Source organism: Streptomyces sp. BBFR25 (assembly GCF_044590125.1).
GTDB classification, from domain to species: domain Bacteria; phylum Actinomycetota; class Actinomycetes; order Streptomycetales; family Streptomycetaceae; genus Streptomyces; species Streptomyces canus_D.
This window is the reverse complement of sequence record NZ_CP172447.1, coordinates 5,371,574-5,398,506: the sequence shown is the minus strand read 5'-3', so window position 1 is coordinate 5,398,506 and position 26,933 is coordinate 5,371,574. Positions and strand designations below refer to the sequence as shown.

Below are 26,933 nucleotides of genomic sequence, written 5' to 3'. Positions count from 1 at the left end.
AGAGAGCATTGACCACGGTATCCAGCCCGGCCGCACCACAAACCCAGCCGTCCCCGCTGGAGGCGTTGCGCACGCTGCGCAGGGAGGGACAGCTCGCGGCCCGGTACCCGCAGGTGGCGCCGCTGCTCGCGGAGCTGGCCGGCACCGGCGCGCCGACGGACCTGCCGCGGGCCGGCTCGGTCCTCGTCCAGCTGGAGCGCGACCAGGTCCTGGCGGCCTGGCCTCAGACGGAGACCGCGGTGGTCGCCGTCACCGGGCACTCCACCCTGGGCGGTCTGGGCGCGCCGCTGGCCGCCGAGTTCGGCCGGCACGGTGTGCTGACCGAGACCCGGCTGAGCGACTTCGACGCCTACCAGCGCGACCTGCGGGACACCGGCAGCCCCCTGTACGCCGACGACGTCGACCTCGCCCTGTGCGTGCTCGACCCGCAGGTCCTGCTGGACGAGCTGGGCTCCCCCTGGCAGGCGGAGGACCTCGCGCGGGCGGTGGAGCGCAAACTCGCCGAGTTCCAGCGGCTGGCCGAGACCTTCACCGCGCACTCCTCGGCGGCCCTGGTCCTCAACACGGTGCCGCTGCCGCGCACCGTCACCCACCAGCTCGTCGACCACGAGTCGCGGGCCCGGGCGGGGCTGGCCTGGCGGGAGTTCAACAGCGGCCTGCTGCGGCTGTCGCTGGCGAACCCGCGCGTCCACGTCGTCGACCTCGACCCGGTCGTCGCCGCCGGTGTCCCGCTCAACGACGCCCGCATGGCCGCGTACGCGAAGGCGGCCCTCGGCGACGAACTGCTGGGCCGCTACGCCCGCGAGGTCGCCCACCTGTCCCGGATGCTGCGCGGCCGGACCAAGAAGGTGCTCGTCGTCGACGCCGACAACACCCTGTGGGACGGCGTGCTCGGCGACGACGGCCCGGACGGGATCGCCGCGGCGACCACCTTCCGCGGCGAGGCGTTCGGCACCTTCCAGCGCCTGGTGCGGCAGTTGGGCTCCCAGGGCGTGCTGCTCGCCGTCAGCAGCAAGAACGACCACGACAATCTCGTCCAGGTCGTCCGCGAGCACCCCGACATGGTGCTGCGCGAGGGCGACTTCGCCAGGATCAACGCCAACTGGCAGCCCAAGGACGTCAACCTCGAGGACATCGCCCGCAAGCTCAACCTGGGCGTGGACAGCTTCGTGTTCGTCGACGACTCGCCCTTCGAGTGCGGCCTGGTCGCCGGCGGCCTGCCGCAGGTCGCCGTGGTCCGGCTGGACGACGAACCGGCGCTGCACGTGGAGAAGCTGCTCGCCGACGGCTGGTTCGACACCGCGCGGCTGACCGCGGAGGACCGGGCCCGCGCGGCCCAGTACCGCACCGAGGCGGAGCGCGCCGACCTGCTGGAGAACGCCGGCTCGCAGGAGGAGTACCTGGGGCGGCTCGGGGTGCGGGTCACCCTCCGCGAGGCCGCTCCCGGAGACGTGGACCGGGTGGCCCAGCTGTCGTTGCGCACCAACCAGTTCAACCTGACCACGATCCGGCTCCAGGCCGCCGACGTCACCGAGCGGCTGGCCGACGACGGCCACCTGGTCCTGGTGATCCGCTCGGCCGACCGCTTCGGCGACAACGGCGTCGTCGGCACGGTCTTCGCCCGGCGCGACGGCGACACGCTGTGCGTCGACAACATGCTGCTGTCCTGCCGGGTGTTCGCCCGCGGTATCGAGCAGACCGCCGTCGCCGCCCTGCTCGACCACGCCAGGGCGACGGGTGCCACGCAGGTCACGGCCGCCTACCGGCCGACGAAGAAGAACAAGAACGTCCGGGAGTTCTGGCCCTCCATGGGCTTCACCACGACCTCCGCCACGGACGACGAAGTCCGTTTCCGGCACGGCCTGCAGGACCTGGTGGCCGTGCCCTCCCACGTCAGTCTCGACTGCGCCCTGGAAGGGTCCCACCGATGACCAAAGAGGAATTCATCCACCTCGTCCGCGACGAACTCGACCTCCCGCTCGGGATCGACGACCTCGACGCCGACTTCGACCGCGTCGTCAGCTGGGACTCGATGCACATGATCCGTCTCGTCGGCGCCGTCGAGCGGCAGACCGGCGCGCGGGTCCCGGTCGGCAAGCTGCTCGCCGACCGCAGTCTCTCCGCCATCTACGAGCGCATCAGTGAAGCCGCCTGAGGCGGGAAGGAGACCCTCGTCATGAGCATCGACGCCCACGACACGGCGCGCACCGGGCCCGCGCCCGTGCCCGTGTCCGCCGTCCCGGAGCGTGACCCGGGAACGGCACCGGGCACGGGCACCACGGTCAGACGCGGCCTGGTCCTGTTCCTGGTCGCCACCGCCCAGCTGGTCTGCGTCCTGGACGCGACGATCGCCAACGTGATGCTTCCGCAGTTGCGCGCGGACATCGGTCTGAGCACCTCGGGCCTGCAGTGGGTCATGAACATCTACGTGGTGCTCTTCGGCGGCCTGATGCTGCTCGGCGGCCGGCTCACCGACGTGTTCGCCCGGCGTACCGTACTGGCCGCGGGCCTCGTGCTGTTCACGGCGGGCTCGCTGCTCGCGGCCGTCGCGGACGGCGGCGGCACGCTGCTCACCGGGCGGGCGCTGCAGGGCGTGGGCGCCGCCGCGCTGTCTCCGGCCGCCCTGTCCATCCTCGTCACCACCTACCCCGAGCCCGAGCAGCGGGCCAAGGCGCTCGGCGTCTGGGGCACCGTGATGGGCGTCGGCGCCAGCCTCGGCACCCTGCTGGGCGGGGCGATCACCGACGTGGACTGGCGGCTGGCGTTCCTGATCAACGTACCGATCGGCGCGGCCCTGCTGATCGCCTGCTACCTCTGGATCCCGCGCAGCGCCCCGACCGGGCCGCGTCCGCCCGCGGACGTCCCCGGCGCCGTGACCGGGACCCTGGGTCTGCTGGCCCTGGTCTTCGGCGTCGTCCGCGCCGGTACCGACGGCTGGGGCGACACGGTGGCGCTGTCCTCTCTCGGGGCGGCGGCGGTGCTGCTCGCCGTGTTCGTGGCGGTGGAACGCACGGCCGAGGCGCCGCTGCTGCCCCTGTCGCTGCTCCGCCGCAGGTCCGTCGCGTCGGGCACGCTCGCCCAGCTGGTGTCGGCCGGTCTGATGCTGCCGTCCTTCTTCATGCTGCCCCAGTACATGCAGCTGGTGCTGGACTACAGCCCGCTGGAGGTCGGCCTCGCCTACCTGCCGACCAGTCTCGCCATGCTCGGCGTCTCCGGCGCCGTACCGGTACTGATCGCCAAGTACGGCCCCCGGGTCCCGTACGTCCTGGGCAACGTGCTGCTCGCCGGTGTCCTGGTGCTGATGATCAACGCGCCGACGGACGCGGGCTACTGGACCCTGCTCCTGCCCGTCACCGCGCTGCTGGGCGTCGGCCTGGTGCTGTGCCTGATGACGGCGCCGGTCGTGGGCACCCGGGACGCCACCGAGCAGGACGCGGGCACCACGTCCGCGGTGCTCAACGCCTCCACCGAGATCGGCGGCGCGCTGGCGCTCGCGGTGACGGCCACGGTCGTCGGCTCGCGCCTGGCGGATCTCACGGCGGACGGCGTGGACCCGGCCACCGCGCTCACCGAGTCGATCCAGAGCGGCTTCCTGGTGCTGTTCGTGTGGATCGCGATCAACGTGGCGGTGGGTCTGTTCGGCTTCGGCGGGCGCCCGCGCCCCGCCGACGAGCAGAAGGCCTGACCACCGCGCCCGGGCGGCCGGCCGCCCCCACCCGCCCGGGCGCACCCTCCCGCACCCCGCGGGCACCGCACGCCACCGTGCCCGCGTTCCACGCCCCACCGCCCCACACCCACACCCACCGCAACCCCACAGGAACCGCCGTCGCACGAACCCGCCCCGGGAGGCAGCCAGATGATCGAACAGCGCACTCGACCGGCCCCGGTGCCCACCGCCGCCGAGACGCCCGTCGCCCTCCTCCTGGGGTCCCCGAGCGCCTGCGACGGACCGGACGCCACCGCCGCCGTCTCCGCCCTGCTGGAGGCCTGGGCCTGCGGACTCGCCACGCATGTCGTGGACCAGGCGTCCCGGCTGGCCGGCCGCGGCCCCGAGTCGACGCAACTCGCCGACACCTCCTCCGGCCTCGACGTCACCCGCCCCGCCGTGTGTGCCGCCTGGGCCCGCGAACAGGTGGACCGGGGCGGGCACTTCGACGTCGTCCTCGGCCTGCGCCCCGAGGCCCAGGAGTCCGCCGCCGTGACCGCGGAGGCCCTGGGCCTGCGCGGCAACCGGCCCGACGTGGTGCGCCGGGTACAGGATCCCGGTGCCTGCCGGGCCGCGCTGGCGGCGGAGGGCTTCCTGGTCGAGGCCACGCCGGAGCCGGTGCCGGGCACCCTGGCCGCGGTGGGCGTCTTCGCGGCCGGGCGGCCGCACGTCGTGCTGGTCGCCTCCGTCCCGCCGGCCGGACCGGTGCGCACCGCCGAGCTGACCCGCCCGGCCTGGGCCGCGCTCGCCGACGAGGCGTCCGCCGCGGTGCGCCGACTGGGCCTGGAGTTCGGCGTCTTCCGGGTGGATCTGCGGCCGACCGGTCGCGGGCACGTCCTGACCTCGGTGCGCACCACGCTCGGCGACGACGGCGTGCACGCCCTGCTCGGCACGGCCGTGCCCTGGCTCGAACCGTTCGGCGCCGTGTACGACGACGCCCTGGGCCGTGCGCTGCCCCTGCCGTCCCCGACCCGGCCGCGCACGATGACCCCCGCCGCGGCGAGCCCCGCCGCCGCGCCCGTCCTTGGACTCGCCGGGGATCCCGACGACGCCCGCGAGGAACCGCACCTGTGCCGTGGCATCGACTGAACCGGAAGCGACCGGAAGCCGGAGAGACCCCATGACGACCGAGCTGGTCCAGCTGCTGACCCCCGAGGGCACCCGCGTGAGCGACCCCGCCTGGGACGCCTACGTCGCCGACCTCACCCCCGACGACCTGCGCGGCCTGTACCGCGACCTGGTCAGGGCCCGCCGCGTGGACGCGGAGGGCGTGACGCTGCAACGCCAGGGAGAGCTGGGCCTGTGGCCCTCGCTGCTGGGCCAGGAGGCCGCCCAGGTCGGCTCGGCGCGCGCCCTGGCCGACGGCGACCACGTCTTCCCCAGCTACCGGGAGCACGCCGTCGCCCTGTGCCGCTCCCTCGACCCGCTGCGCCTGCTGGCGATGTTCCGGGGCGTGAACAACGGCGGCTGGGACCCGGACAGCCACGCCTTCCACCTCTACACCCTGGTCATCGGCTCGCAGGCGCTGCACGCCACGGGCTATGCGATGGGCGTGGCCAAGGACGGCGGCGACTCCGCCGTGCTGGTGTACTTCGGGGACGGCGCGACGAGCCAGGGCGATGTGAGCGAGGCGTTCAACTTCGCGGCGGTCTACAACGCGCCGGTGGTGTTCTTCTGCCAGAACAACCAGTGGGCGATCTCCGAGTCCAACGAGAAGCAGACCCGGGTGCCGCTCTATCAGCGCGCCCAGGGCTTCGGTTTCCCGGGCGTCCGGGTCGACGGCAACGACGTGCTGGCCTCGCTCGCGGTCACCCGCTGGGCCCTGGACCGTGCCCGGCGCGGTGAGGGACCGGCGCTGATCGAGGCGTACACGTACCGGATGGGCGCCCACACCACCTCGGACGACCCCTCCCGCTACCGCCACGAGGCGGAGGTGCGGGAGTGGGCCGAGAAGGACCCGATCGACCGCCTCCGTGACCATCTCACCGGCACGGGGCTGGTGGACGGGAACTTCCTGCGCGACGTCGACCGCGAGTGCGACGCCCTCACCGCGGGCCTGCGGACAGCGGTGCGCGCGATGCCGGCGCCCGAGCCGATGTCCCTCTTCGAGAACGTGTACGCGGACGGGCACGCGCTCGTGGACGAGGAGCGGGCGCAGTTCGCCGCGTACCAGGCGTCGTTCGCGGATGCAGAGGGGGTCTGAGATGGCAGCGGAGACCGTGACATCCACCAGCATGGCGCTGGCGAAGGCGATCAACGAGTCGCTGCGCCGGGCGCTGGATGCGGACCCCAAGGTCCTGATCATGGGTGAGGACGTCGGCAAGCTCGGTGGTGTCTTCCGGGTGACCGACGGTCTGCAGAAGGACTTCGGTGAGGACCGGGTGATCGACACGCCGCTGGCGGAGTCGGGCATCGTGGGTACCGCGATCGGTCTGGCACTGCGCGGTTACCGGCCGGTGGTGGAAATCCAGTTCGACGGTTTCGTCTTCCCGGCCTACGACCAGATCGTCACGCAGCTGGCGAAGATGCACGCCCGGTCGCTGGGCAAGGTGAAGATGCCGGTCGTCATCCGCATCCCCTACGGCGGCGGCATCGGCGCGGTCGAGCACCACTCGGAGTCCCCCGAGGCGCTGTTCGCGCATGTGGCGGGCCTGAAGGTGGTCTCACCGTCGAACGCGGCGGACGCGTACTGGATGATGCAGCAGGCCATCCAGAGCGACGACCCGGTGATCTACTTCGAGCCCAAGCGGCGGTACTGGGACAAGGCCGAGGTCGACACCGAGGCGATCCCGGGTCCGCTGCACGCGGCGCGGGTGGTCCGCGCGGGCACGGATCTGACGCTGGTGGCGTACGGGCCGATGGTGAAGCTGTGCCAGGAGGTCGCCGACGCGGCGGCCGAGGAGGGGCGCTCGCTGGAGGTGGTGGACCTGCGGTCGATCTCGCCGGTCGACTTCGACACCGTGCAGGCGTCGGTGGAGAAGACGCGGCGTCTGGTCGTGGTGCACGAGGCGCCGGTGTTTTTGGGGTCGGGTGCGGAGATCGCGGCCCGGATCACGGAGCGCTGCTTCTACCACCTGGAGGCTCCGGTGCTGCGGGTGGGCGGGTATCACGCGCCGTATCCGCCGGCGCGTCTGGAGGAGGAGTACCTGCCCGATCTGGACCGGGTGCTGGATGCCGTCGACCGCTCGCTGGCGTACTGAGGAGGGGAGCGTGACGACGATGACGGACAGTTCCGTGCGTGAGTTCAAGATGCCGGACGTGGGTGAGGGGCTCACCGAGGCCGAGATCCTCAAGTGGTACGTCCAGCCGGGTGACACGGTCACCGACGGGCAGGTGGTGTGCGAGGTCGAGACGGCCAAGGCCGCCGTCGAACTGCCCATCCCCTACGACGGCGTGGTCCGCGCCCTCCACTTCCCCGAAGGCACCACCGTCGACGTGGGCACGTCCATCGTCGCGATCGGCACGGGTACGGCCGCCGAGGCTCCCGAGCGGACACCGCCGCCCGAAGCCCGCCGGCCCGTGCTGGTCGGCTACGGCGTGTCCACCTCCGCGACCCGCCGCCGCGCCCGCAAGGACGCCGGGGACCCGGCCCGGGCCAACGGCCACGCCCCGGCCACCGGCGGGCGTCCGCTGGCCAAGCCGCCGGTGCGCAAACTGGCCAAGGACCTCGGCGTCGACCTGGCCACCGTGGTCCCGTCCGGCCCCGAAGGCACCGTCACCCGCGAGGACGTCCACGCGGCGGCGGCCCCGGCCTCGTCGCCGTCCCCGTCCCCGTCGTCGTCCCCGTCGCCGTCGTCTCCGGCGTCGTACGACTCGGTGCGTGAGACGCGTGTCCCGGTCAAGGGCGTGCGCAAGGCGACGGCGGCGGCGATGGTCGGCTCGGCGTTCACCGCGCCGCACGTCACCGAGTTCGTGACGGTCGACGTGACGCGCACGATGAAGCTGGTCGAGGAGCTGAAGCAGGACAAGGAGTACGCGGGCCTGCGGGTGAACCCGCTGCTCCTGATCGCCAAGGCCCTGCTGGTCGCGATCAAGCGCCACCCGGACATCAACGCCTCCTGGGACGAGACCGCGCAGGAGATCGTGGTCAAGCACTACGTCAACCTGGGCATCGCCGCCGCCACCCCCCGCGGCCTGATCGTCCCGAACATCAAGGACGCCCACGCCCAGACCCTGCCCCAGCTGGCCGCCTCCCTGGGCGAGCTGGTCTCCACGGCCCGGGAGGGCAGGACCAGCCCCGCCGCCATGCAGGGCGGCACGGTGACCATCACCAACGTCGGCGTCTTCGGCGTCGACACCGGCACCCCGATCCTCAACCCCGGCGAGTCCGCGATCCTGGCGGTCGGCGCGATCAAGATCCAGCCGTGGGTCCACAAGGGCAAGGTGAAACCGCGTCAGGTGACCACCCTCGCCCTGAGCTTCGACCACCGCCTGGTCGACGGCGAGCTGGGCTCCAAGGTCCTCGCCGACGTCGCGGCCGTCCTGGAACAGCCCAAGCGGCTGATCGGCTGGGCGTAGTGACGGCCTGCGTCGGGTGGGGGCCGTCGGTGCGGAGTCCGGTCAGTCGTCGAACGCCGTGGCCCGGGTGTGCTTCTCCCACGCCTCGACGTCCTGGCGGACCTGGTCGAGATGGCCGAGCACCGCGCTGACGCCGTCGTCGCCGAGCGGCAGGCGCAGCGGGGTGTGCTCGGCCGCGAGGGCGGCCCGGATGGCCGCCGCGGCCTTGGCAGGGTCGCCGGGCTGGCTGCCGTCGCCCGCGGCGATCATCCTGCGGGTCTCGCCGACCTTGGCGTACACGCCGCTGTCCGCGCTGATCCCGGCGTTCCCGGCCTCGAACAGGCCGGTGCGGAAGGAGCCCGGCTCGACGATCAGCACCTTGATGCCGAAGTCCCGGACCTCGTCCGCGAGCCCCTCGGACATGCCCTCCAGCGCGAACTTCGTACCGCTGTACGCCGAGAAGCCCGCGAAGGACATCTGCCCACCCATGCTGCTCATCTGCACGATCGCGCCCGAGCGCCGCTCCCGCATGGACGGAAGCACCGCCCGCGTCAGCGCGGCCGGGCCGAAGACGTGCACGTCGAACAGCGCGCGCAGCTCCTCCTCGCCGGTCTCCTCAAGGGCGCCGACGTGCGTGCGGCCCGCGTTGTTGACGAGTACGTCGATCCGCCCGTGCCGTGCCAGCACGTCCCGTACGGCGTCGCCGGCGGCGGCCGTGTCGGCGACGTCCAGGCGCAGCCCCTCCATCTGGTCCGGGTGCGCGGCCACGAGGTCGTCGAGCGCCTCGGGGCGCCGTGCCGCGCCGACCACGACGTCCCCGTCGGCCAGGGCCGCCTGGGCGAGCGCCCGCCCGAAACCGCTGCTCGCCCCGGTGATCAGCCACACCTTGTTCATTCCGACTCCCTCGTGTCCCTCGTCCGGGCAACCACTGCTCCGACATCAACGACCCTCGTCCACAGCTGGGTTGTCCGTCCAAGACCCACGGTGATAACCAACGGTTATGACGATGGACGTACATGTGCGGGAGCTGCGCTACTTCGCGACGGTGGCCGAGGAGCTGCACTTCACGCGGGCGGCCGAGCGCCTGTACGTGTCGCAGCCCGCGCTGAGCAAGCAGATCCGGGCGCTGGAGAGGCAGTTGGGCACCGAGCTGTTCCGCCGCGGGCATCAGGGCGTGACCCTCACCGAGGCGGGTACGGCGCTGCTGCCGCACGCCCGACGGATGCTGGCCGACTGGGCCGAGGGCGCGGCGGCGGTGGAGGCGACCCGTGCCGCGCGGCGCGGCACCCTGCTCGTCGGCATGAGCACCAGCCCCGGCCGCGGCGGTCTGCTGCCGGCGATCCGCTCCCGCTTCACCGCGGTCCACCCGGAGGCGGTGCTGCGGCTGCGGCAGGCGAGTTGGCAGGACCCGACCGCGGGCCTGGCCGACGGTACGGCCGACGTCGCGTACGTGTGGCTGCCGCTGCCCGACGCCGACCGCTACGCCTGGGCGGTGGTCGCCGAGGAACCCCGCCTGGTCGCCCTCCCCGACACCCACCCTCTCGCCTCCCGCCGGGAACTCGACTTCGCCGACCTGGCCGACGAACCGTTCCTCGCGCTGCCGCCGGAGGCGGGCGTGCTGCGCGACTTCTGGCTGGCGCTGGACGAACGGCGGGCACTCGGCGGTCCCGCCGCCCGCGCGCCGCGCGTCGGGGCCGAGATCTCGGGCACGGAGGAGACGTACGAGGCCCTGGTCGCGGGCCTCGGCATCTGCCTCATGGCCGCGGGCAACGCCCCGCTGATCACCCTGGGCGGCGTCACCACCCGCCCGGTCCGCGGCCTGGCCCCCAGCCGCTACGCCTTGGCCTGGCGCCGCGAGGACGAGGGGCGGACGCTGGTGCGCGGGTACGTGGAGGCGTGCCGCCGGGTGACGGACCGGACCTGACGGCCCCCGGCTCCCCCAGCGGTCCCGCCCGGACGGGACGGCGCTCAGTCGCCCCCGCTGCCCGCGGCACCGCCGCCGCGCACGTGGGCCCGCACTCCTTGCAGCCCGAACAGCACGAGCAGTTCGACCGCACCGCCGTCCGCGCTGCCCAGCCAGTGCGGCAGGGAGGTGTCGAACTCGGCCGCCTCACCGGGCGACAGCGTCAGATCACGCTCGCCGACCAGCAACCGCAGCCGCCCGCTGAGCACGTACAGCCACTCGAAGCCCTCGTGGGTCTGCGGGGTCGGTTCGAGCGGGGCCGGGCGGCTCGGGATGATCATCTTGAAGGCCTGGGTGCCGCCCGGCCGCCGGGACAGCGGCACGAAGACCATGCCGTAGCGCCGGATCGGCTTCAGGTGGATGCGGGGGTCGCCCGTGCGCGGGGCGCCGACGAGGTCGTCCAGGGGGACGTCGTAGATCCGGGCGAGGGGCAGCAGCAGTTCCAGGGTGGCGCGGCGCTGTCCGCTCTCCAGCCGGGACAGGGTGCTCTCCGACACGCCCGTTGCCGCCGAGAGGTGGGCGAGGGTGATCCCCCGGTCACGGCGCAGCGCGCGCAGTCGTGGGCCCACCGCCTCCAGTACGTCGTCCGTTCCGGCGTCCATCGGGCCACCTTGTCATAACGGCAAGTTTTCGTGCCGGATCGGGCGGTTGCTGTCGAGACTGGCCATGTCCGTCGCTCGTACCCGGCCGAGCCGACGGAAAGCGGACACCGAAAGCCGACCGAAGGAGTTCCGATGAGCGCCACCGACGCGGTCACGTTCTGGGACGGCGTGTACGCCGCCCGCCCGGCGCCCGACGCCCCGCGACCGAACGTCCGCCTGGTCGAGACGGTCACCCCCCTGCCGCCCGGTGACGCCCTCGACCTGGGGTGCGGCAGCGGCGGTGACGCGCTGTGGCTGGCCCGGCGGGGCTGGCGGGTCAGGGCCGTGGACATCTCCGGCGTGGCGGCCGAGCGGCTCGCGGGGCACGCCCGCGCGCACGGCCTCGGCGACCTGGTGGACGCCGTACGGCACGACCTGCGCACGTCCTTCCCCGAGGGCCGGTTCGACCTGGTCTGCGCCCACTACCTGCACACCCCCTACGACCTGGACCGCGCGTCGGTCCTGCGTACGGCCGCGCACGCGCTGCGCCCGGGCGGGCGGCTGCTGGTCGTCGACCACGGCTCGACCGCGCCGTGGTCGTGGGACCAGGACCCCGACACGCGGTACCCGTCCCCGCAGGAGGTCGCGGCGGACCTCGCCCTGGACCCGGCGACCTGGCGGGTCGAGCGGGCCGAGGCCCCGCGCCGGACCGCGACCGGCCCGGGCGGGCGCACCGCCGAGGTCGTCGACCACGTCCTGCTCGTCCGCCACGCGGGCTGACCGCGCCAGTCCCCAGGGAGGCCACCATGCCCACCACCCCCCGCACCCACCGCCGGGACACCCCGCCGCCCCGGACCGGCGGCAGTGAGGCCGAGACCCTGCGCGGGTTCCTCGACTACCTGCGGACCTCGATCGCCGGCAAGGTCGAGGGCGCCCCGGAGCCCCAGGTCCGCACGGCCGCGGTGCCGTCCGGCACCAACCTGCTCGGTCTGCTCACCCACCTGACCCACGTCGAGCGCGCGCTCTTCCTGGGGGCGGAGGTACGGAGCTGGCCTGCCACCTTCCGGGCCGCGCCGGAGGACAGCGTGGCCGAGGTCGTCGCCCGCTACCGCGAGGCCGTCGAACGGGCCAACCGCGTACTCGACGGCTGCGCCGACCTGGGCGAACCGCTCCCCCGGTCCCGCCCGGGCCGCCCCGCGCCCAGCGTCCGCTGGGCCCTCACCCACATGATCGAGGAGACCGGCCGCCACGCCGGGCACGCGGACATCCTGCGCGAGCTGATCGACGGGACGACGGGGCGCTGACGGCGCCGGTCCCTCAGGCCGCGCACCGCGCGGACCAGGAGGGCGATGTCCACGGGCAGGGTGACCGCGACCACGAACGTCAGACAGGCCGCCGTGCCGACCACGAGGACCACGCTGTAGACGTGGGCGCCCATCGAGGGGCGGCGCCTGCCCGAGAGCCGTGCCCTGTTCGACGTGATCGAGGAGTCGCGGCCCGTTCTCCAGTGCTCGCTGCACAGCGTCGACGCGGGCGGCACCTGGGTCCAGCTCACCCGCGGCCTTCCCGGCCTCGCGGCCCCCTTCCGCGCCGTCGCCGCCACGCTCGGCGTCCCGGTCCAGCACGGCACGTACGACGCCCTGTACTGGGAGAACCCGGCCCCCGGCATCCACATCCTGCCGCCGCCGGACAGCATCGCCCGGCTGGCGGCCGGGTCCGAGAACATCGGCCTGTCCACCTGGTGCGCGCCCCAGCGGTACGGCGGTGTCACGGCGATCGTCGAAGTCCCCCTGTGGGCGACCGGTACGGCCGACGACCTGTCCCCGCACCCGGACCCGGCCGGTGCTCTGCGCGAGCTGTCCGGGCTGGTGCGGGAGGGCGGCCGGCAGGTGACCGCCGTCTTCGACAAGGCCCGGGGCTTCCTGCCGCCGGTCGAGGACAGCGCGCCCAGACGCGTGCTGGAGTGGATGGCCGACGACCTGTACGACCTGGTGGCCGACTCCTGGGCACCCCTGCTCCGGCAGGCGGACGACGGGCCCGGCACCGGGACCTCACCCCGGCTGACGACGGCCGGGATCAGCGCCCTGGAGGTCGTCGCACGCCGCCAGCCCCTGCGCGCGGCGGGTCTCCTGCTGCGGCTCCTCCGCGCCGCCGACGACCCGGCGGCTCCCGGGCTCCGCCATGAGCTGGACGAGCTGTTCACCGCCTGGTGCACGGAGTTCGAGTCGTCCCTGCGGCTGCGCTGGGTGCCCGTGCCCGACCAGGTGGAACTCCAGACCCGCACGGTGCTGGCGACGGCGGAGTGCGCGCTGGAGCGCTGACCCGCCGGCCGCGGGGAGCCCCGGTTCGACCCTGTTCAGGGGAGCCGCATGTCGATGACGTACTTGCCGCGGACACCGCCGGATTCAAGCCGCTCGTGGACCGCCGCGATGTCGTGCACGGGGAAGACCGTGTCGATCACCGGCCGGATCGTTCCCGCCTCCACGGTCCGGGTGAGGTCGGCGATCCGGTCGGCCGACGGGTTGTTGCTGAACATCTTGACGCGCCGGGGAGTGGCGGCGGCTCGCAGCGCCATGCCGAGCATGGAGGAGACGACGCGGTCCGAGTCGAAGGCGAGTGCGACCAGGCGCCCCTTGCGGGCCAGCCGCGCCTGGTAGGCCCCCAGGTCGGTGCCGACGAGATCGACGATCACGTCGAAGCGGTCGAGGTCCTCGGGCCGGGTCGTGCGGTAGTCCACGGCCTCGTCCGCCCCGAGCCCGGTGATCCAGTCCAGATTGCGGGCGCCCGCCAGGGCGGTCACGTGCGCGCCGAGCGCCTTGCCCAGTTGCACGGCGACGCTGCCGACACCGCCGGTGGCGCCGCGGACCAGGAGTTTTTCCCCGGGCTGGAGTCGCGCCTTGCCGATCAGGGCCGTCATCGCGGTGGTGCCCGCCGCCGGCAGGGCGGCGGCCTCGACGAGGCTCAGGTTCTCCGGAGCGCGGGCCAGCCTGCGCTCGGGCACGGCGACGTGGTCGGCGAGGGCGCCGAAGGTGAGGTGCGGCATGAGTCCCCACACCGCGTCCCCGACGCCCCAGCCGCGTACGCCGTCGCCGACGGCCGCGACCCGGCCGGCGAAGTCGCTGCCCAGGCGGCGCGGGAAGCGGGCGCGGGTCACCCGGCGCATCTTGCCCGCTCTGAAAGCGGTCTCACCGGCGTCCACGCTCGCGGCGTGCACGTCGACGAGGACTTCTCCGGGCCCCGGCCGGGGCGCGGGGACGTCGTCGACACGCAGAACGTCGGGCGGGCCAAAACGGTCGAACTGTACGGCACGCATGCCTTGGTCTCCTCGTCGTGGAGCAGAAACGGGGTACCCCTCCGCTTTTCCGAATATGGGGGCACCCCCCACTTCTTGTCAAACGGCGCGGCCCGGCGACGGTGCGAGAATTGGGGTGGCACCCCGCTTTGCGGCGAGGAAGGAGATCACGAGCGTGACCAGGGAGAACCCGGGCCCACCCAAACGCGCGGACGCGCGCCGCAACTACGACCGGATCCTCGATGCCGCCGCGGCCGAAGTCGCCCGGCGCGGAGCCGATGCCTCCCTGGAGGAGATCGCACGGCGGGCCGGCGTCGGCTCCGCCACGCTGCACCGCCACTTCCCGTCCCGGTGGGTCCTGCTCCAGGCCGTCTTCCAGGAGCGGGTGGAGCGGCTGTGCGACGAGGCCCGGACCCTGGCGAGCGAGTACCCGTCCGCGACCGCCCTGACGAAATGGCTGATCTCCCTGGCGGTCTTCGGTGCCGCGACGCGCGGCGCCGCCCGCGCCCTGCTGCAGGCAACGGGCACGAACGGGTCGTCCGCACCGGATTCGGGCTGCGAGCGACTGCTGACGGAGGCGGGCGGCGACCTCCTGGCCCGCGCCCAGCAGGACGGCACCGTCCGCGACGACGTGACCGTCGTCGAACTGGTCTCCCTCGCCAACGCGGTGTCCCTCGCGGCCGAGCACACCCCCGACGCCGTGCGGCACGCCACTCGGCTCATGGGGATCGCCGTCGAGGGCCTGGGCGTGTCAGGACACCGTCCCCCGGGCTGATCCGCGTCCGGCTCCGGCGGGCCGGCGGGGCCGGTGGTCGTGGCGGGGACGGTGGTCGTGGCGGGGACGGTGGTCGTGGCGGGTCAGCTCCAGAGCCGCCGTTCCCGGCCGCGGGGGTCGTCGACCTGGGTCCACTCGGTGTCGATGCGCATGGTGGCCCGGCGGTCGGTGTCGTACCGGTCCCAGCCGGGGTCGCCGGTCCGGGCGAACCGGATCCAGGTCTCGTGGACGCGGGCGGCGAGGTCCGCGGGGGCCCGGTCGGGACCGAGCAGGGCGGCGGGGCCGTTGAGTTCGGGCCGGTCGGCGAGGTCGAAGACGAAGGGCAGTTCGACCCCGTGGGTGGCGCCGAGTTCTCCGTCCAGGGCGTGCGAGCGCCAGGCGAACTCGTAGGCGTAGGTGGCGGACCGCGGGTGGTGGGCCGCGTGGGCGTCCGCCAGGGCGCGGCTGCCCGCGCCGAACAGGGCGTCGGTCATGACGGCGGAGCGCAGTTCCGCGGCGGACGCCCCGGGGCGGGACGCGCGGTAGGTCGCGACGAGCCGCGCCGGATCGGGGTGCGAGCGTGCGGCGGCCTCGTCGACGTCGGCGGCGGTCGAGGTGGCGTACCTGCCCACGGGGACCAGATAGAGGTTCCCCTCCTCGGTGTTGGTGCCGACGAGCAGGTCGACGTCGGCGGCGCGGCCGGCGGCGACGGATGCGGCGGGCTGGGTGTCCAGGACCAGGCTGAAGGGGCTCAGACCGATCAGCGGGTCACCGTGGGTCTCGGTCCGCAGGTCGATGCCCGCGAGCCCGGACGCCGCCTCGACGAGCCGCTCGTCGGGGATGCCGGCGAAGGTGTCGGCGGAGGGCTCGACACCCAGGGCCTCGCCCGCGGCCCTGGTGACGCGGGCGGCCTGCTCGGGCGTGAACGCGCCCAGGCCGCTGCCGCTCTGCACGATCGCGCGGCGGAACAGGCCGGCGGCCCCGGGGGTGGCGAGGACGCCGCCGACGGTGGTCGCCCCGGCCGACTGGCCGAAGAGGGTGACGTTGTGCGGGTCGCCGCCGAACGCGGAGACGTTCTCCCGCACCCAGCGCAGCGCGGCGACGACGTCGAGCAGGCCGCGGTTGGCGGGCGCCCCGGGGATGTCGAGGAACCCGGCTATCCCGAGCCGGTAGTTGAGGGTGACCAGGACGACACCGTCACGGGCGAAGGCGGAGCCGTCGTACAGGGCGGCCCGCGTCGACCCGGCGACGAAACCTCCGCCGTGGACGAACACCATGACCGGCAGACCGCCCCCTCCTGCGGCGGGCGCGAAGACGTTGACGGTGAGGTAGTCCTCGCCGCGGCTCCAGCCGGTGCCGAAGTAGGGGGTCATGTCGATGTCGCCGAGCCTGCGTTCGGCCTGCGGGGCGGTGGGCCCCGGCACGGTGGCGTCCCGTACGCCGTCCCACGGCTCGTGCGGCCGCGGCGGGGCGAACCGGCCGGCGCCGCGGGGCGGGGCGGCGTACGGGATGTTCAGGAAGGTGAGGGCGCCGCCCCGGCGCAGGCCGCGAACGGTGCCCTGCGCGGTGGTCACGACGGGGTCGGGGTGGTGGTTCATGTCGCGTGTCCTTCCGCGGTCCTCAGGCCTGCTCGGTGTACTTGGCGAAGGGCGCCCAGCCCTTGACGGCGAACTTGCCGCCCTCCCGGACGACTTCGGCGGCGCCGTGGCCGCCGAGGTGCGCGGGGAAGACGAGGGCGTTGCTGTCGGCCGCCGAGCCCAGGAGCTTGTGGCGGGTGGCGCGGGCTTCGGCGGGGTCCTCGCAGAAGCAGCTGTTGGCGTCGGGCTCGTGGATCTGGACCGGGCTGTGCATGAGGTCGCCGACGAACAGGGCGCGGTCGGAGCCGGACTCCAGCCGCAGCACCGACGAGCCGGGGGTGTGGCCGGGGGCGAGGTCGAGGCGCAGGTTGGCGTCGATGCGGTGGCTGCCCTCCCACAGCCGGGTGAGCCCGGCCGCGTGCACGGGGGCGACGCTGTCCTCGAAGACGTTCTGGTTGCCCCGGCCGAGCAGGGTCGGGATCTCGTTGGCGGGGTTCCAGTAGTCGAAGTCGGCCTTCGCCATGAGGTAGGTGGCGTTGGGGAACGTCGGTACCCAGGTCCGGCCGTCGAGGTAGGTGTTCCAGCCGACGTGGTCGACGTGCAGGTGGGTGTTGATCACGATGTCGACGTCCTCGGGGCGGACCCCGGCGCGGGCGAGATTGCCCAGGAAGTCGGTGTCCAGACGGCTCCACACCGGCGCGTACGGCCGGTCCTTGTGATTGCCGACGCCGGTGTCGACCAGGATGGTCTTGCCCTCGCTGCGCAGGACCCAGGTCTGGATCGCGGTGTTGACGATCCGGGTCTCGGCGTCCAGGAAGTCCGGAACCAGCCAGGAACGGTGCGTGTCCCACGCCTGGGCCGGGGTGTCGGGGACGAACGCCTCGGGCGTCATGCCGACGGGGCCGTAGTACTCCCGGACTCGGGTCACGGTGACATCGCCCAGGGCGATGGTGTCCATGGTCGTCTCCAGTTCGATAGTGCGATGGTTCGATGGTTCGGACGGTGCGATCGATTCCGCGCGCTCGGCGTCCCCCGTGAAGGCGCCTGTTTCGCCTGTTGCGCCTGTTCCGCAAGAGTGCGTCGCGCTGCCGGGGTCGCGGTATGCGTCACGTGACTGCACCTGGCCTGCACGATCAGGAATGCCACCGGTGGAATAGGCGTTGAACCGGACTTCGGGATACGGCTCACGGAGCACGGCACACGACTTACGGCCTATGGCGAGCCGTGCGAGATCTCAGTTCTGGAGCGACGGTGGAGAATGCTGGAAGCCCTCGGGCGGGCCGCCGAGGCCCGGCCGGAGGTCCCGCTCCGACGGTGCTGGGCCGGGAAGCCGAGACCGCGGACATCATGCGGCGCGTCGCCGCCGGCCGGTCCCACAGCGCGGTGCTGGTCGTCGAGGGCGAACCCGGTGTCGGCAAGAGCCTCCTGCTCGACCTCGCCGTACGGCGAACGCGCGACGCCGGTCATCTGGTGCTGCGAGCGGTCGGCAGCGAGTCCGAGGCCCACCTCGCCTTCGCCGGTCTGCACCAGCTGCTCCGCCCGGTACTCGCCGACCTGGACGGTCTTCCGCCCCGGCAGCGTTCCTCGCTCCGGATCGCGCTGGGACTGACCGATCCCGCCGACCACGCCGAGCCCCCCGACGCCCTGCTCGTCGGCCTGGCGGTGCTGACCCTGGTGTCGGACCTGGCGGAACCGGCACCGCTGCTCGTGGTGGTCGACGACGCCCAGTGGATCGACCGCGCCTCGCTGGACGTCCTGTCCTTCGTGGCCCGGCGCATGGACGGCGAGCCCGTGACGCTGCTGATGGGCGCGCGTGCCGCGGCCTCGCTGCCCGGCTTCGACAAGGGCTACGAGCGTCTGGAGATCGGCCCCCTGAGTGGTGCCGCCGCGAACCGGCTGCTGGACGAGCAGCCGCAGCCGCCCACCGGCCGCACCCGGGTCCGGATTCTCCAGGAGGCGGCCGGCAATCCGCTGGCCCTGGTCGAACTCACCCGCGCCTTCGCCGCCGCGGGCGGACAGCCGGAGGGCAGCCGAGTGGAGGGCCCGCTGCCCGTCACCGACCGGCTGGAAGCGATCTTCGCGCGGCACCTGCGGCACCTGCCGGATGCCACCCGCCACGCCCTGCTGCTGCTCGCCGCCGCGGACGCGCCGGACGCGCCGGTGGCCGCGCGGGGCCTGCCCGAGGCGGCCGACACGAGGTGGCTGCCCGCCGAACGGGCCGGTCTCGTACGACGGCACAGCACCGGGATCACCTTCCGCCACCCGCTCGTCCGCTCGGCGGTCTACCACGCCGCGCCCTTCGAGGAGCGCAGGCAGGCCCATCTCACTCTCGCCCGACTGCTGGACGAGGAGCCCGACCGCCGCGCCTGGCACCTCGCCGCCGCGACCGAGCGCCCCGACGAGCAGGTGTCGAAGCTCCTCCTGGAAACAGCCGGCCGGGCCCGGCGCCGGGGCGGCCACGCGGCCGCTGCCGCCGCCCTGGAACGCGCCGCGGAACTCAGCCCGCGCCGCGCGGACCAGGCGCGGCTGCTGGCCGACGCCGCGGACCTGGCCGTCTACACCGGTCAGCTCGGCTGGGTGGAACACCTGGCCGACGAGGTCCGCAGGCGCGGTGACGACCCGGCGCTGACCAGCCGGGCCACGCTGGCGGCGGGCCGGCTCATGACCATGGGCCCGCACCACACGGCCGCCTTCGCGCTGCTCTCGCGCATCGCCGAGGAGGCGGCGGACGCCCGCTCGCCCCGCCTGCTGGACGCGCTCGCCGCGGCAGCGGTGGTCCGCTACTACTCGGGCGAGGAGTCCCAGCGGCAGCGCATCGAGGACCTGTTCTCCCAGGTGCCGGACTCCCCCGCGGGCGGTGCGCTGCGCGCCTGGACCCTGGCCGTCTCCGATCCCACCGGCGCGGGGGCCTCCCTCGCCCCGGCGCTGCCCCGGCTGATCGCCGAGGCCGGGGACGACGCCGGAGCCCTGACCGCGCTCGCCATCGTGGCCTGGCTCCTCGACCAGACGCCGCTCGCCGCCAGGACCTTCGACGAGGCCTTCGACCGCTGGCAGGCCCACGGCCCGCTGCCGGCCGGACTGGCCTGCGCCGCCGGGTGGACCTTTCTGGAACAGGGCCGCTGGGCCGAGGCCCGCTCGGTGGCCGCCGAGATCGCGGAGGTGGCCGCGCGGGCCGGACTGGACCACGCCGAGGCGTGCGCGCGAGCCCTCGACGCGACCGTGCTGGCGCTGCTCGGCGAACCGGCCGAGGCGCGCGCGAACGCCGAGCGGGCACTGGCCCTCGTCGATCCCCTGGAGAGCCGCTCCGTAGCGGTCTGCGCCCGCCGTGCCCTGGGGCTGGCGGCGGTGGCCGAGGGCGACTACGACACCGCGTACGCGCAGTTCCGCGCCGCCTTCACCGAGGACGGCGACCCGGTCCACTACCACGTCTCCCCCACCGTCCTGGCCGACCTCGCTGCCGCGGCCGTCCGCCGGGGACACCACGAACTCGCCGCGGAACCGCTGGAGCGGTCGGTACGGCGCCTGGGCACCGGCACGTCGGCACGCGTCTCCTCCCTGACCGAACGGGCCCGCGCGCTGCTCGCCGCACCGGAGCACGCCGAACGGCACTACCGGGCGGCGCTGGCGGACGAAGCGGGCGAGCACTGGCCCTTCGAGCGGGCACAGACCCGGCTGGACTACGGCGAGTGGCTGCGCCGCCGGCGCCGTATCGCGGAGGCCCGCCCGCTGCTGACCGCCGCACTCGACACGTTCCGGCGGCTCGGCGCCCGACCGTGGATCGAACGCGCCCAGGCAGAACTGCGCGCCGCGGGCATCGAGCCGAACGGCGTCACTCCCCGCGCGCTCACCGAACTCACCCCCCAACAGCAACAGATCGTCCAGCTGGCGGCCCACGGCCTGACGAACCGCGAGATCGGGGAGAAGCTGTACCTCTCCCCCCGCACGGTCGGCTCCCACCTCTATCGCGTCTTCCCCAAACTGGGCATCACCGCCCGCGCCCAACTACGTGACGTGACCGGAGGCGGGCCGGTGCGGTCGGATGCCGGGATAGACTCCCGGCGCCCGACGGTGCCCGAGAGGACGCTTCGGGGCAGCCCGCTCTCCCCGTAAGGACCAGGCATGACCGTCGCTGAACAGCACCCCGGCGCCGACCGGGTCAGCATCCAACGGCTGCGCCGCCGCCTGGAACGGCTGATCGGCGTCGCGGCCACCGAAGGGAACGAACTCGTCGCGCTGCGCAACGGCGACGAGATCTTCCCCGCCATGCTGGGGGCGATCCGGGCGGCCGAGCACACGATCGACATGATGACGTTCGTGTACTGGCGCGGGCAGATAGCCCGCGACTTCGCCGCCGCTCTCGCCGACCGGGCCCGGGCCGGAGTACGGGTCCGGCTGCTGCTGGACGGCTTCGGCGCCAAGGAGATCGAGCAGGACCTGCTGGACGCCATGGAGGCCGCGGGGGTACTGATCGCCTGGTTCCGCAAACCGCTGTGGCTGTCGCCGTTCAAGCAGAACCACCGCTGCCACCGCAAGGCCCTCGTCATCGACGAGCACACCGCCTTCACCGGAGGCGTCGGCATCGCCGAGGAGTGGTGCGGCGACGCCCGCGGCCCCGGTGAGTGGCGCGACACCCACGTCCAGGTGCGCGGCCCGGCCGTGGACGGCGTCGCCGCCGCCTTCGCCCAGAACTGGGCCGAGTGCCACGACGAGCTGTACGACGACCGGGACCGGTTCTCCGAACACACCCAGCCCGGCACATCCATCGTCCAGGTGGTGCGCGGTTCGGCCAGCTTCGGCTGGCAGGACATGCAGACCCTCATCCGCGTCATGCTCACCTCCGCCGAGCACCGCTTCCGCCTGGCGACCGCCTACTTCGCCCCGGACACCTACTTCGTCGACCTGCTCTGCGCCACCGCCCGGCGCGGCGTCACGGTGGAGATCCTGCTCCCCGGCCCGCACACCGACCAGCGGGCCTGCCAACTGGCCGGCCAGTACCACTACGCCCGTCTGCTGGACGCCGGGGTGTCGATTCGCCAGTACCAGCCGACCATGATGCACGCCAAGATCATCACGGTGGACGGGCTGGCCGCCCTGATCGGGTCCACCAACTTCAACCGGCGCTCCATGGACCACGACGAGGAAGTGATGCTCGCCGTCCTGGACCAGGAGTTCACCAGCGGCCTGGACCGGGACTTCGACGCCGACCTGGAACGCAGCACCGCCATCGAGCCGACCCGCTGGAAGCGCCGCGATGCCCTGCAACGCCTCCGGGAGACGGCCGTCCTGCCCCTGCGCCGATTCCTGTGAACTGACGGAGCGGGACCACGCGGAGCCGAACCGCGAGTGAGGCGCGCGGCCTCGGGGGCGGGCGCGGCTTGGCGCATGGCCCCCCGTATCGAGGGCAATCGACAGGCACGTCTCACAGTCTGGAGCCCCGCCATGATGATCGTAGGAATCGTCGCCGTGTGTGTCGTTCTCGCCGTTCTCGCCTTCCTCGTACCGCGCCTCTCCCACCACCCGCAACGCGGAACCCAGCGCACGCTCGGCCTCGGGTCACGAGCCGGAGGAAAGGCTCCCGGCATCCTCGGCCGCGCCTTCAGCAAGCCCTTCCGCAGCAGCTCCAAGGCTGTCGGCCGCAGCGGTTCGGCCGGTCGGCGGGCCCGCGGCCACATGCCGTTCTGAGCCCCAAAGTCCCAAATCCGTAGGTGCGTTGGGGATATTCCGGGGCATTCGGTACGGCGGGTGGGCGTGATCGGACGCCGGCCACTACTCGTCGAAAAGGTGCTGGGGAGATGGGGATGCACATGCGTGTCAACGGGACGAGGACCGGTGCGATCGTGGTCGCCGCGATCGTGGGAAGCGTCGCCCTGTCGGGATGCGGTGGGGGCGACGAGTCCGAGGGGAAGGGGAGCGACGCGTCGCCGAGTGCGAGCGGGAGCAAGGGCGCCCAGGAGCAGGGCACGACGGAAGTGCGAGCGGCCTACGACAAGACGGCCGAAGCCGAGTCGGCGCGCATGACCATCCGGATGAAGCTTACGGCGGAGGGTCAGACGATCACGTCCGACGGCAAGGGTGTCCTCGACCTCGCCGAGGGGGACAGCGTGATGACCGTCACCGCGCAGGACCAGAGCATCGAGCAGCGCGTGGTCGACCAGGTCCTCTACCAGAAGTCCCCCGACCAGAAGGCCCCCGGCGGCAAGCCCTGGATCAAGATCGACCTGAAGAAGGTGGCCGCGCAGCAGAGGATGGGCAACCAGCAGATCGGCGACCCCGCGCAGACCGCCGCCTACGCCAAGGCGATCACCGACAAGGACGTCAAGAAGGTCGGCACCGAGAAGGTCGACGGAGCCGACACCACGCACTACAAGGTCTCCGTGGACGTCTCCAAACTGCCGGGCGGCGACCAGATGAGCAAGCAGCTCGGCCCGACCCTGCCCATGCAGGTCTGGCTCGACGACGAGGGCCGACTCCGGAAGCAACAGATCGACATGACCGTCAAGGCCCCCGCTTCCGCATCCGCGAAGCCGGACGCCGGCGCGTCCCCGCAGCAGCTCAAAATGACCACGGTGATGCACTTCTCCGACTTCGGCACCGAGGTCAACGCCGAGCCCCCGCCGACCGGACAGGTAACCGACATGACCGACCAGGCCCTACAGGGCGGACCCAAGCAGGGCTGACCACCACCGAGTTGCCCTCCGGTGAGGCCCCCGCACCGCACGACGGCGCGGGGGCCTCACCGCATTGAGCACGAAAAGGCGCAAGCCACCCGCTACACGTTGAAGCGGAACTCCACCACATCCCCGTCCTGCATCACATAGTCCTTGCCCTCCATGCGCGCCTTGCCCTTGGCGCGGGCCTCGGTCACCGAGCCGGTGGTGATCAGGTCGTCGAAGGAGATGACCTCCGCCTTGATGAAGCCCTTCTGGAAGTCGGTGTGGATGACACCGGCGGCCTCCGGGGCGGTGGCGCCCTTCTTGATGGTCCAGGCGCGGGATTCCTTGGGGCCGGCCGTCAGGTAGGTCTGCAGGCCGAGGGTGCGGAAGCCGACGTGGGCGAGGGTGGCGAGGCCGGGCTCCTCCTGGCCGACGGACTGGAGGAGTTCGAGGGCCTCGTCCTCGTCCAGCTCGGCGAGGTCCGCCTCCAGCTTGGCGTTGAGGAAGATCGCCTCGGCGGGGGCGACCAGGGCGCGCTGCTCGTTCTTGAAGGCTTCGTCGGTCAGCTCGTCCTCGTCGACGTTGAAGACGTAGAGGAAGGGCTTCGTCGTGAGGAGGTGCAGGTCGTGGAGGAGTTCCGCGCGCTCGGTGCCCTGGAGGATGCCCTGGGAGAACAGCGTGTCGCCCCTCTCCAGGATCTCCTTGGCCTCCTCGACGGCCTTGACCTTGGGCGCGATGTCCTTCTTGATGCGCGACTCCTTCTGGAGGCGCGGGAGGACCTTCTCGATGGTCTGGAGGTCGGCGAGGATCAGCTCGGTGTTGATCGTCTCGATGTCGTCCTTCGGCGAGACCTTGCCGTCGACGTGCACGACGTTCTCGTCCTTGAAGGCGCGGATGACCTGGCAGATCGCGTCGGACTCGCGGATGTTGGCCAGGAACTTGTTGCCCAGGCCCTCGCCCTCGCTCGCGCCGCGCACGATGCCCGCGATGTCGACGAAGTCGACCGTGGCCGGGAGGATCTTCTCGGAGGAGAAGATCTCGGCCAGCTTCGCCAGGCGGGGGTCGGGGACGCCGACCACACCGACGTTGGGCTCGATCGTGGCGAACGGGTAGTTGGCCGCGAGCACGTCGTTCTTGGTCAGGGCGTTGAACAGGGTCGACTTGCCGACATTCGGCAGACCGACGATTCCGATCGTGAGCGACACGTTGCGACTTCCCGTACGTGAGATGCGGAGGGCGGGTGGGATGGGGCAGGCCAGGCAGGGGCCGATCCACCAGTCTACGGGGTGTGCCGTGCCGCACCCGCTCGGAGTCGAACGCTTGGCCAAGGCGCGCCCGACGGCGTGTCTGTCGGGCTATTCGGCACATAAACCGACCTAAGTTGGTCCAGTGGAGCAACACAGGACGCGACCTGCGCAGTACGGACCGCGACGAAGCCGGGCGCCGCTGCCCGCACAGGGCCGGGGCGGCGCCGCTGCCGCGCGGCCCCCGGTGGGGCGGGGCGGGCGACCGGTGGCACGGCGCGTGGACCCGGCACGCCCGGCTCCGGGGGCCGGTTCACCCGTGGCCAGGGCCGTGCGGGCCCTGCGCGGGATGCCCAATCCGCGCCTGACGGGGCTCGGCAGCGGTCTGTTCTGCGCGGCCGTGATGACCCTGCTCGGTTTCCTGGACGAGCTGCTGTTCGGCGCGTCCCTGACCGTGTACGGGGTGCTGTTCGTGCCGGTGAGTCTGCTCACCGCGCTCTGGGTGCGCCGGGGCGACCTGCTGACCGCCCCCGTCGTGGTGCCGATCGCCTTCGCCGTGGGCCTGGTGCCCGTGGCGGAGAGCGGGGACGGTCCCGCCGGACGGCTGATGGGGCTCGTCACCGCCCTGGCCACCGAGGCCGGGTGGCTGTACGGCGGGACGCTGGTCGCCGGGTCGGCCGTGATCGTCCGCCGGATCCGGCTGGTGCGGCGCCGGGCCGCCGCCCGGAACCGGCCCCCGGCCTGACCGCACCCGCGCTCAGCCGGGCCCTGCTCAGCCCGTGCCCCGCTCAGCCCGCCGCCCGCATCGCCGCCCCCACGATCCCCGCGTTGTTCTGGAGCTGGGCGGGGACGATCTCCGTGCGGATGCCCTCGATGTGGGGCAGGAACTTGTGGGACTTGCGGCTGACACCGCCGCCGATGATGAACAGCTCCGGCGAGAACAGCATCTCGACGTGCGCGAGGTACTTCTGGACCCGGTGGGCCCAGTGCTCCCACGACATGTCGTGGTCGTCCTTGACCTTGCTGGAGGCCCGCTTCTCCGCGTCGTGACCGTCCAGCTCCAGATGGCCCAGCTCGGTGTTGGGGACCAGGACCCCGTCGGTGAACACCGCGCTGCCGATGCCGGTGCCGAAGGTGAGCAGGATGACCGTGCCCTTGCGGCCGCGACCGGCGCCGAAGTGCATCTCGGCGACGCCCGCCGCGTCCGCGTCGTTGACCACCGTCACGTCCAGCCCGCCCAGCCGCTCGCTGAACAGGGCGCGCGCGTCGGTGTCGACCCAGCCCTTGTCGACGTTGGCCGCGGTGCGCACCGTGGCGCCGCCGGTCACCACGCCCGGGAAGGTGAGCCCGACCGGGCCGGTCCAGTCGAAGTGCTGGACGACCTGCCTGACCCCGTCGGCCACGCCGTCGGGGGTCGCCGGATGCGGGGTCAGCACCTTGCAGCGCTCCTGGGCCAGGTCGCCCCTGTCGAGGTCCACAGGGGCGCCCTTGATCCCGGATCCGCCGATGTCCACGCCGAAGATCTGCATGGCCCTACGTTACGACGGACGACTGACGGTCACGCCTCGGGCGTACCCGCGGTACCCGCAGTACCCGCAGTACCCGTGGTGCCTGCCGCACCCGAGCCGCCCCGCTCCGCCACCAGGGACGCCGCCTCCTCGCGCAGGTCGCGGCGCAGCTCCTTGGGCAGCGAGAAGGTGATCGACTCCTCGGCGGCCTTGACGATCTCCACGTCCTCGAAACCGCGGCGCGAGAGCCACTCCAGGACCTGCTCGACCAGGACGTCGGGGACGGAGGCGCCGGAGGTGACGCCGACCGTGGTGACGCCGTCCAGCCAGGACTCCTCGATCTCGTCGGCGAAGTCCACCAGGTACGCCTCGCGGGAGCCGGCCTGCTTGGCGACCTCGACCAGGCGCTTGGAGTTGGAGGAGTTGCGGGAGCCGACGACGATCACCAGCTCGGCCTCGGCGCCCATCTGCTTCACCGCGAGCTGGCGGTTCTGCGTGGCGTAGCAGATGTCGTCGCTCGGCGGGGAGATGAGCTGCGGGAACTTGTCCTTGAGCGCGTCGACGGTCTCCATCGTCTCGTCGACGGAGAGAGTCGTCTGGGAGAGCCAGACGACCCTGGAGGGGTCGCGGACCTCGACCTTCGCGACGTCCTCGGGGCCGTCGACGAGCTGGATGTGGTCGGGGGCCTCGCCGGAGGTGCCGATGACCTCCTCGTGGCCCTCGTGGCCGATCAGCAGGATGTCGTAGTCGTCGTCGGCGAAGCGGACGGCTTCCTTGTGGACCTTGGTGACGAGGGGGCAGGTGGCGTCGATGGTGGCGAGGCGACCGCGCTCGGCCTCCTCGTGGACGACGGGGGCCACGCCGTGCGCGGAGAACATCACGATGTTCCCCGGGGGGACCTCCTCCGTCCGCTCGACGAAGATCGCGCCCTTCTTCTCCAGGGTCTGGACGACGTACTTGTTGTGGACGATCTCGTGCCGGACGTACACCGGAGCCCCGTACTGCTCCAGGGCTTTCTCGACGGCGATCACGGCGCGGTCCACACCCGCGCAGTAGCCACGGGGGGCGGCGAGCAGGACACGGCGGCCAGGCGAAGCAGTCATGGCACCCATCGTAAGGCCGCGTTCGGCGGGTCAAAGATCGCGTGGGTGCGGCGTT

24 protein-coding genes and 1 pseudogene are annotated in these 26,933 nt (G+C 72.8%); 17 read left to right on the top strand and 8 right to left on the bottom strand.

From position 1 onward, the window contains the following. Positions 1-8 precede the first annotated feature (8 nt). The 7 genes from ACGH52_RS24825 to ACGH52_RS24795 all read left to right on the top strand — a co-directional run bounded on the left by ACGH52_RS24825 (position 9) and on the right by ACGH52_RS24795 (position 8,224). Positions 9-1,931, top strand: coding sequence for an HAD-IIIC family phosphatase (locus tag ACGH52_RS24825; protein ID WP_399942451.1), 1,923 nt, complete (start codon positions 9-11; stop codon positions 1,929-1,931). Next, entirely contained in the window at positions 1,928-2,155 is a 228-nt protein-coding gene (locus ACGH52_RS24820) for an acyl carrier protein (RefSeq protein ID WP_059299339.1), read from the top strand. Before ACGH52_RS24825 ends, ACGH52_RS24820 begins: the two co-directional genes overlap by 4 nt. A 21-nt stretch (positions 2,156-2,176) precedes the next feature. Further along, positions 2,177-3,685: an MFS transporter gene (locus ACGH52_RS24815; RefSeq protein ID WP_076976096.1), complete on the top strand. Its 1,509-nt coding sequence runs from the start codon at positions 2,177-2,179 to the stop codon at positions 3,683-3,685. Between the two features lie 171 nt (positions 3,686-3,856). Further along, a complete protein-coding gene (locus ACGH52_RS24810; protein ID WP_399942446.1) occupies positions 3,857-4,795 on the top strand; it encodes a hypothetical protein in 939 nt (312 codons plus the stop codon). After that, complete coding sequence (gene pdhA / locus ACGH52_RS24805) at positions 4,782-5,909, top strand: pyruvate dehydrogenase (acetyl-transferring) E1 component subunit alpha (protein WP_399942443.1); 1,128 nt, start codon at positions 4,782-4,784, stop codon at positions 5,907-5,909. The genes ACGH52_RS24810 and pdhA overlap by 14 nt, the downstream gene beginning before the upstream one ends. 31 nt (positions 5,910-5,940) lie before the next feature. Further along, positions 5,941-6,906 (top strand): alpha-ketoacid dehydrogenase subunit beta, encoded by a 966-nt coding sequence (locus ACGH52_RS24800; protein ID WP_171987268.1) that lies wholly within the window; start codon positions 5,941-5,943, stop codon positions 6,904-6,906. A 10-nt stretch (positions 6,907-6,916) separates the two neighbouring features. Then, a complete protein-coding gene (locus ACGH52_RS24795; RefSeq protein ID WP_399942440.1) occupies positions 6,917-8,224 on the top strand; it encodes a dihydrolipoamide acetyltransferase family protein in 1,308 nt (435 codons plus the stop codon). Positions 8,225-8,266: 42 nt separating this feature from the next. On the opposite strand, the gene ACGH52_RS24790 is transcribed toward ACGH52_RS24795, so the two are convergent. Further along, positions 8,267-9,097: an oxidoreductase gene (locus ACGH52_RS24790; protein ID WP_399942437.1), complete on the bottom strand. Its 831-nt coding sequence runs from the start codon at positions 9,095-9,097 to the stop codon at positions 8,267-8,269. Positions 9,098-9,203: 106 nt separating this feature from the next. Between ACGH52_RS24790 and ACGH52_RS24785 the strand changes: the two genes are divergently transcribed. After that, entirely contained in the window at positions 9,204-10,127 is a 924-nt protein-coding gene (locus ACGH52_RS24785) for a LysR family transcriptional regulator (protein ID WP_399942434.1), read from the top strand. Positions 10,128-10,171: 44 nt separating this feature from the next. Here ACGH52_RS24785 and ACGH52_RS24780 read toward each other — a convergent pair whose 3' ends face one another. Next, positions 10,172-10,768, bottom strand: coding sequence for a helix-turn-helix domain-containing protein (locus ACGH52_RS24780; RefSeq protein WP_399942431.1), 597 nt, complete (start codon positions 10,766-10,768; stop codon positions 10,172-10,174). 132 nt (positions 10,769-10,900) lie between these two features. On the opposite strand from ACGH52_RS24780, the gene ACGH52_RS24775 reads away from it, so the two are divergent. The 3 genes and pseudogenes from ACGH52_RS24775 to ACGH52_RS24765 form a co-directional block, all read left to right on the top strand. After that, entirely contained in the window at positions 10,901-11,527 is a 627-nt protein-coding gene (locus tag ACGH52_RS24775) for a class I SAM-dependent methyltransferase (RefSeq protein WP_399942428.1), read from the top strand. Between the two features lie 26 nt (positions 11,528-11,553). Continuing rightward, positions 11,554-12,051, top strand: a complete 498-nt coding sequence (locus ACGH52_RS24770; RefSeq protein ID WP_399942425.1) for a DinB family protein — start codon at positions 11,554-11,556, stop codon at positions 12,049-12,051. A gap of 123 nt (positions 12,052-12,174) precedes the next feature. Continuing rightward, positions 12,175-13,068, top strand: a pseudogene (locus ACGH52_RS24765) (hydroxylacyl-CoA dehydrogenase); the annotation flags it as partial. 35 nt (positions 13,069-13,103) lie between these two features. Here the strand turns inward: ACGH52_RS24765 and ACGH52_RS24760 are convergent. Continuing rightward, positions 13,104-14,060 carry an NAD(P)-dependent alcohol dehydrogenase gene (locus ACGH52_RS24760; RefSeq protein WP_121701886.1) on the bottom strand — a complete coding sequence of 319 codons (957 nt, stop codon included), beginning with the start codon at positions 14,058-14,060 and terminating at the stop codon, positions 13,104-13,106. 154 nt (positions 14,061-14,214) lie between these two features. On the opposite strand from ACGH52_RS24760, the gene ACGH52_RS24755 reads away from it, so the two are divergent. Then, on the top strand, positions 14,215-14,814 hold the full coding sequence (locus tag ACGH52_RS24755; RefSeq protein ID WP_076976085.1) for a TetR/AcrR family transcriptional regulator: 600 nt from the start codon (positions 14,215-14,217) through the stop codon (positions 14,812-14,814). An 83-nt stretch (positions 14,815-14,897) separates the two neighbouring features. Here ACGH52_RS24755 and ACGH52_RS24750 read toward each other — a convergent pair whose 3' ends face one another. Both ACGH52_RS24750 and ACGH52_RS24745 read right to left on the bottom strand, forming a co-directional pair. Then, positions 14,898-16,391, bottom strand: a complete 1,494-nt coding sequence (locus ACGH52_RS24750; RefSeq protein WP_399942421.1) for a carboxylesterase/lipase family protein — start codon at positions 16,389-16,391, stop codon at positions 14,898-14,900. A gap of 22 nt (positions 16,392-16,413) precedes the next feature. Beyond that, positions 16,414-17,328 (bottom strand): MBL fold metallo-hydrolase, encoded by a 915-nt coding sequence (locus tag ACGH52_RS24745; RefSeq protein ID WP_076976083.1) that lies wholly within the window; start codon positions 17,326-17,328, stop codon positions 16,414-16,416. Between the two features lie 356 nt (positions 17,329-17,684). Here ACGH52_RS24745 and ACGH52_RS24740 point away from each other — a divergent pair, with 356 nt between their 5' ends. The 4 genes from ACGH52_RS24740 to ACGH52_RS24725 all read left to right on the top strand — a co-directional run bounded on the left by ACGH52_RS24740 (position 17,685) and on the right by ACGH52_RS24725 (position 23,047). Continuing rightward, positions 17,685-20,480 (top strand): AAA family ATPase, encoded by a 2,796-nt coding sequence (locus ACGH52_RS24740; RefSeq protein WP_399942418.1) that lies wholly within the window; start codon positions 17,685-17,687, stop codon positions 20,478-20,480. Between the two features lie 9 nt (positions 20,481-20,489). After that, a complete protein-coding gene (locus tag ACGH52_RS24735) occupies positions 20,490-21,677 on the top strand; it encodes a phosphatidylserine/phosphatidylglycerophosphate/cardiolipin synthase family protein (protein WP_121701883.1) in 1,188 nt (395 codons plus the stop codon). 132 nt (positions 21,678-21,809) lie between these two features. Further along, a complete protein-coding gene (locus ACGH52_RS24730) occupies positions 21,810-22,052 on the top strand; it encodes a DUF6411 family protein (RefSeq protein ID WP_076976080.1) in 243 nt (80 codons plus the stop codon). A 116-nt stretch (positions 22,053-22,168) separates the two neighbouring features. Further along, positions 22,169-23,047 (top strand): hypothetical protein, encoded by an 879-nt coding sequence (locus ACGH52_RS24725; protein WP_399942413.1) that lies wholly within the window; start codon positions 22,169-22,171, stop codon positions 23,045-23,047. Positions 23,048-23,139: 92 nt separating this feature from the next. Here the strand turns inward: ACGH52_RS24725 and ychF are convergent, their stop codons facing one another. Beyond that, positions 23,140-24,228 carry a redox-regulated ATPase YchF gene (gene ychF / locus ACGH52_RS24720; RefSeq protein WP_076976078.1) on the bottom strand — a complete coding sequence of 363 codons (1,089 nt, stop codon included), beginning with the start codon at positions 24,226-24,228 and terminating at the stop codon, positions 23,140-23,142. A 184-nt stretch (positions 24,229-24,412) separates the two neighbouring features. On the opposite strand from ychF, the gene ACGH52_RS24715 reads away from it, so the two are divergent. Then, positions 24,413-25,012 carry a DUF6542 domain-containing protein gene (locus ACGH52_RS24715; protein ID WP_121701882.1) on the top strand — a complete coding sequence of 200 codons (600 nt, stop codon included), beginning with the start codon at positions 24,413-24,415 and terminating at the stop codon, positions 25,010-25,012. A 43-nt stretch (positions 25,013-25,055) separates the two neighbouring features. Here the strand turns inward: ACGH52_RS24715 and ppgK are convergent, their stop codons facing one another. Both ppgK and ACGH52_RS24705 read right to left on the bottom strand, forming a co-directional pair. Further along, on the bottom strand, positions 25,056-25,796 hold the full coding sequence (gene ppgK / locus ACGH52_RS24710) for a polyphosphate--glucose phosphotransferase (RefSeq protein WP_399942408.1): 741 nt from the start codon (positions 25,794-25,796) through the stop codon (positions 25,056-25,058). A gap of 29 nt (positions 25,797-25,825) precedes the next feature. Next, positions 25,826-26,887 carry a 4-hydroxy-3-methylbut-2-enyl diphosphate reductase gene (locus ACGH52_RS24705; RefSeq protein ID WP_210977843.1) on the bottom strand — a complete coding sequence of 354 codons (1,062 nt, stop codon included), beginning with the start codon at positions 26,885-26,887 and terminating at the stop codon, positions 25,826-25,828. Between the last annotated feature and the right edge of the window lie 46 nt (positions 26,888-26,933).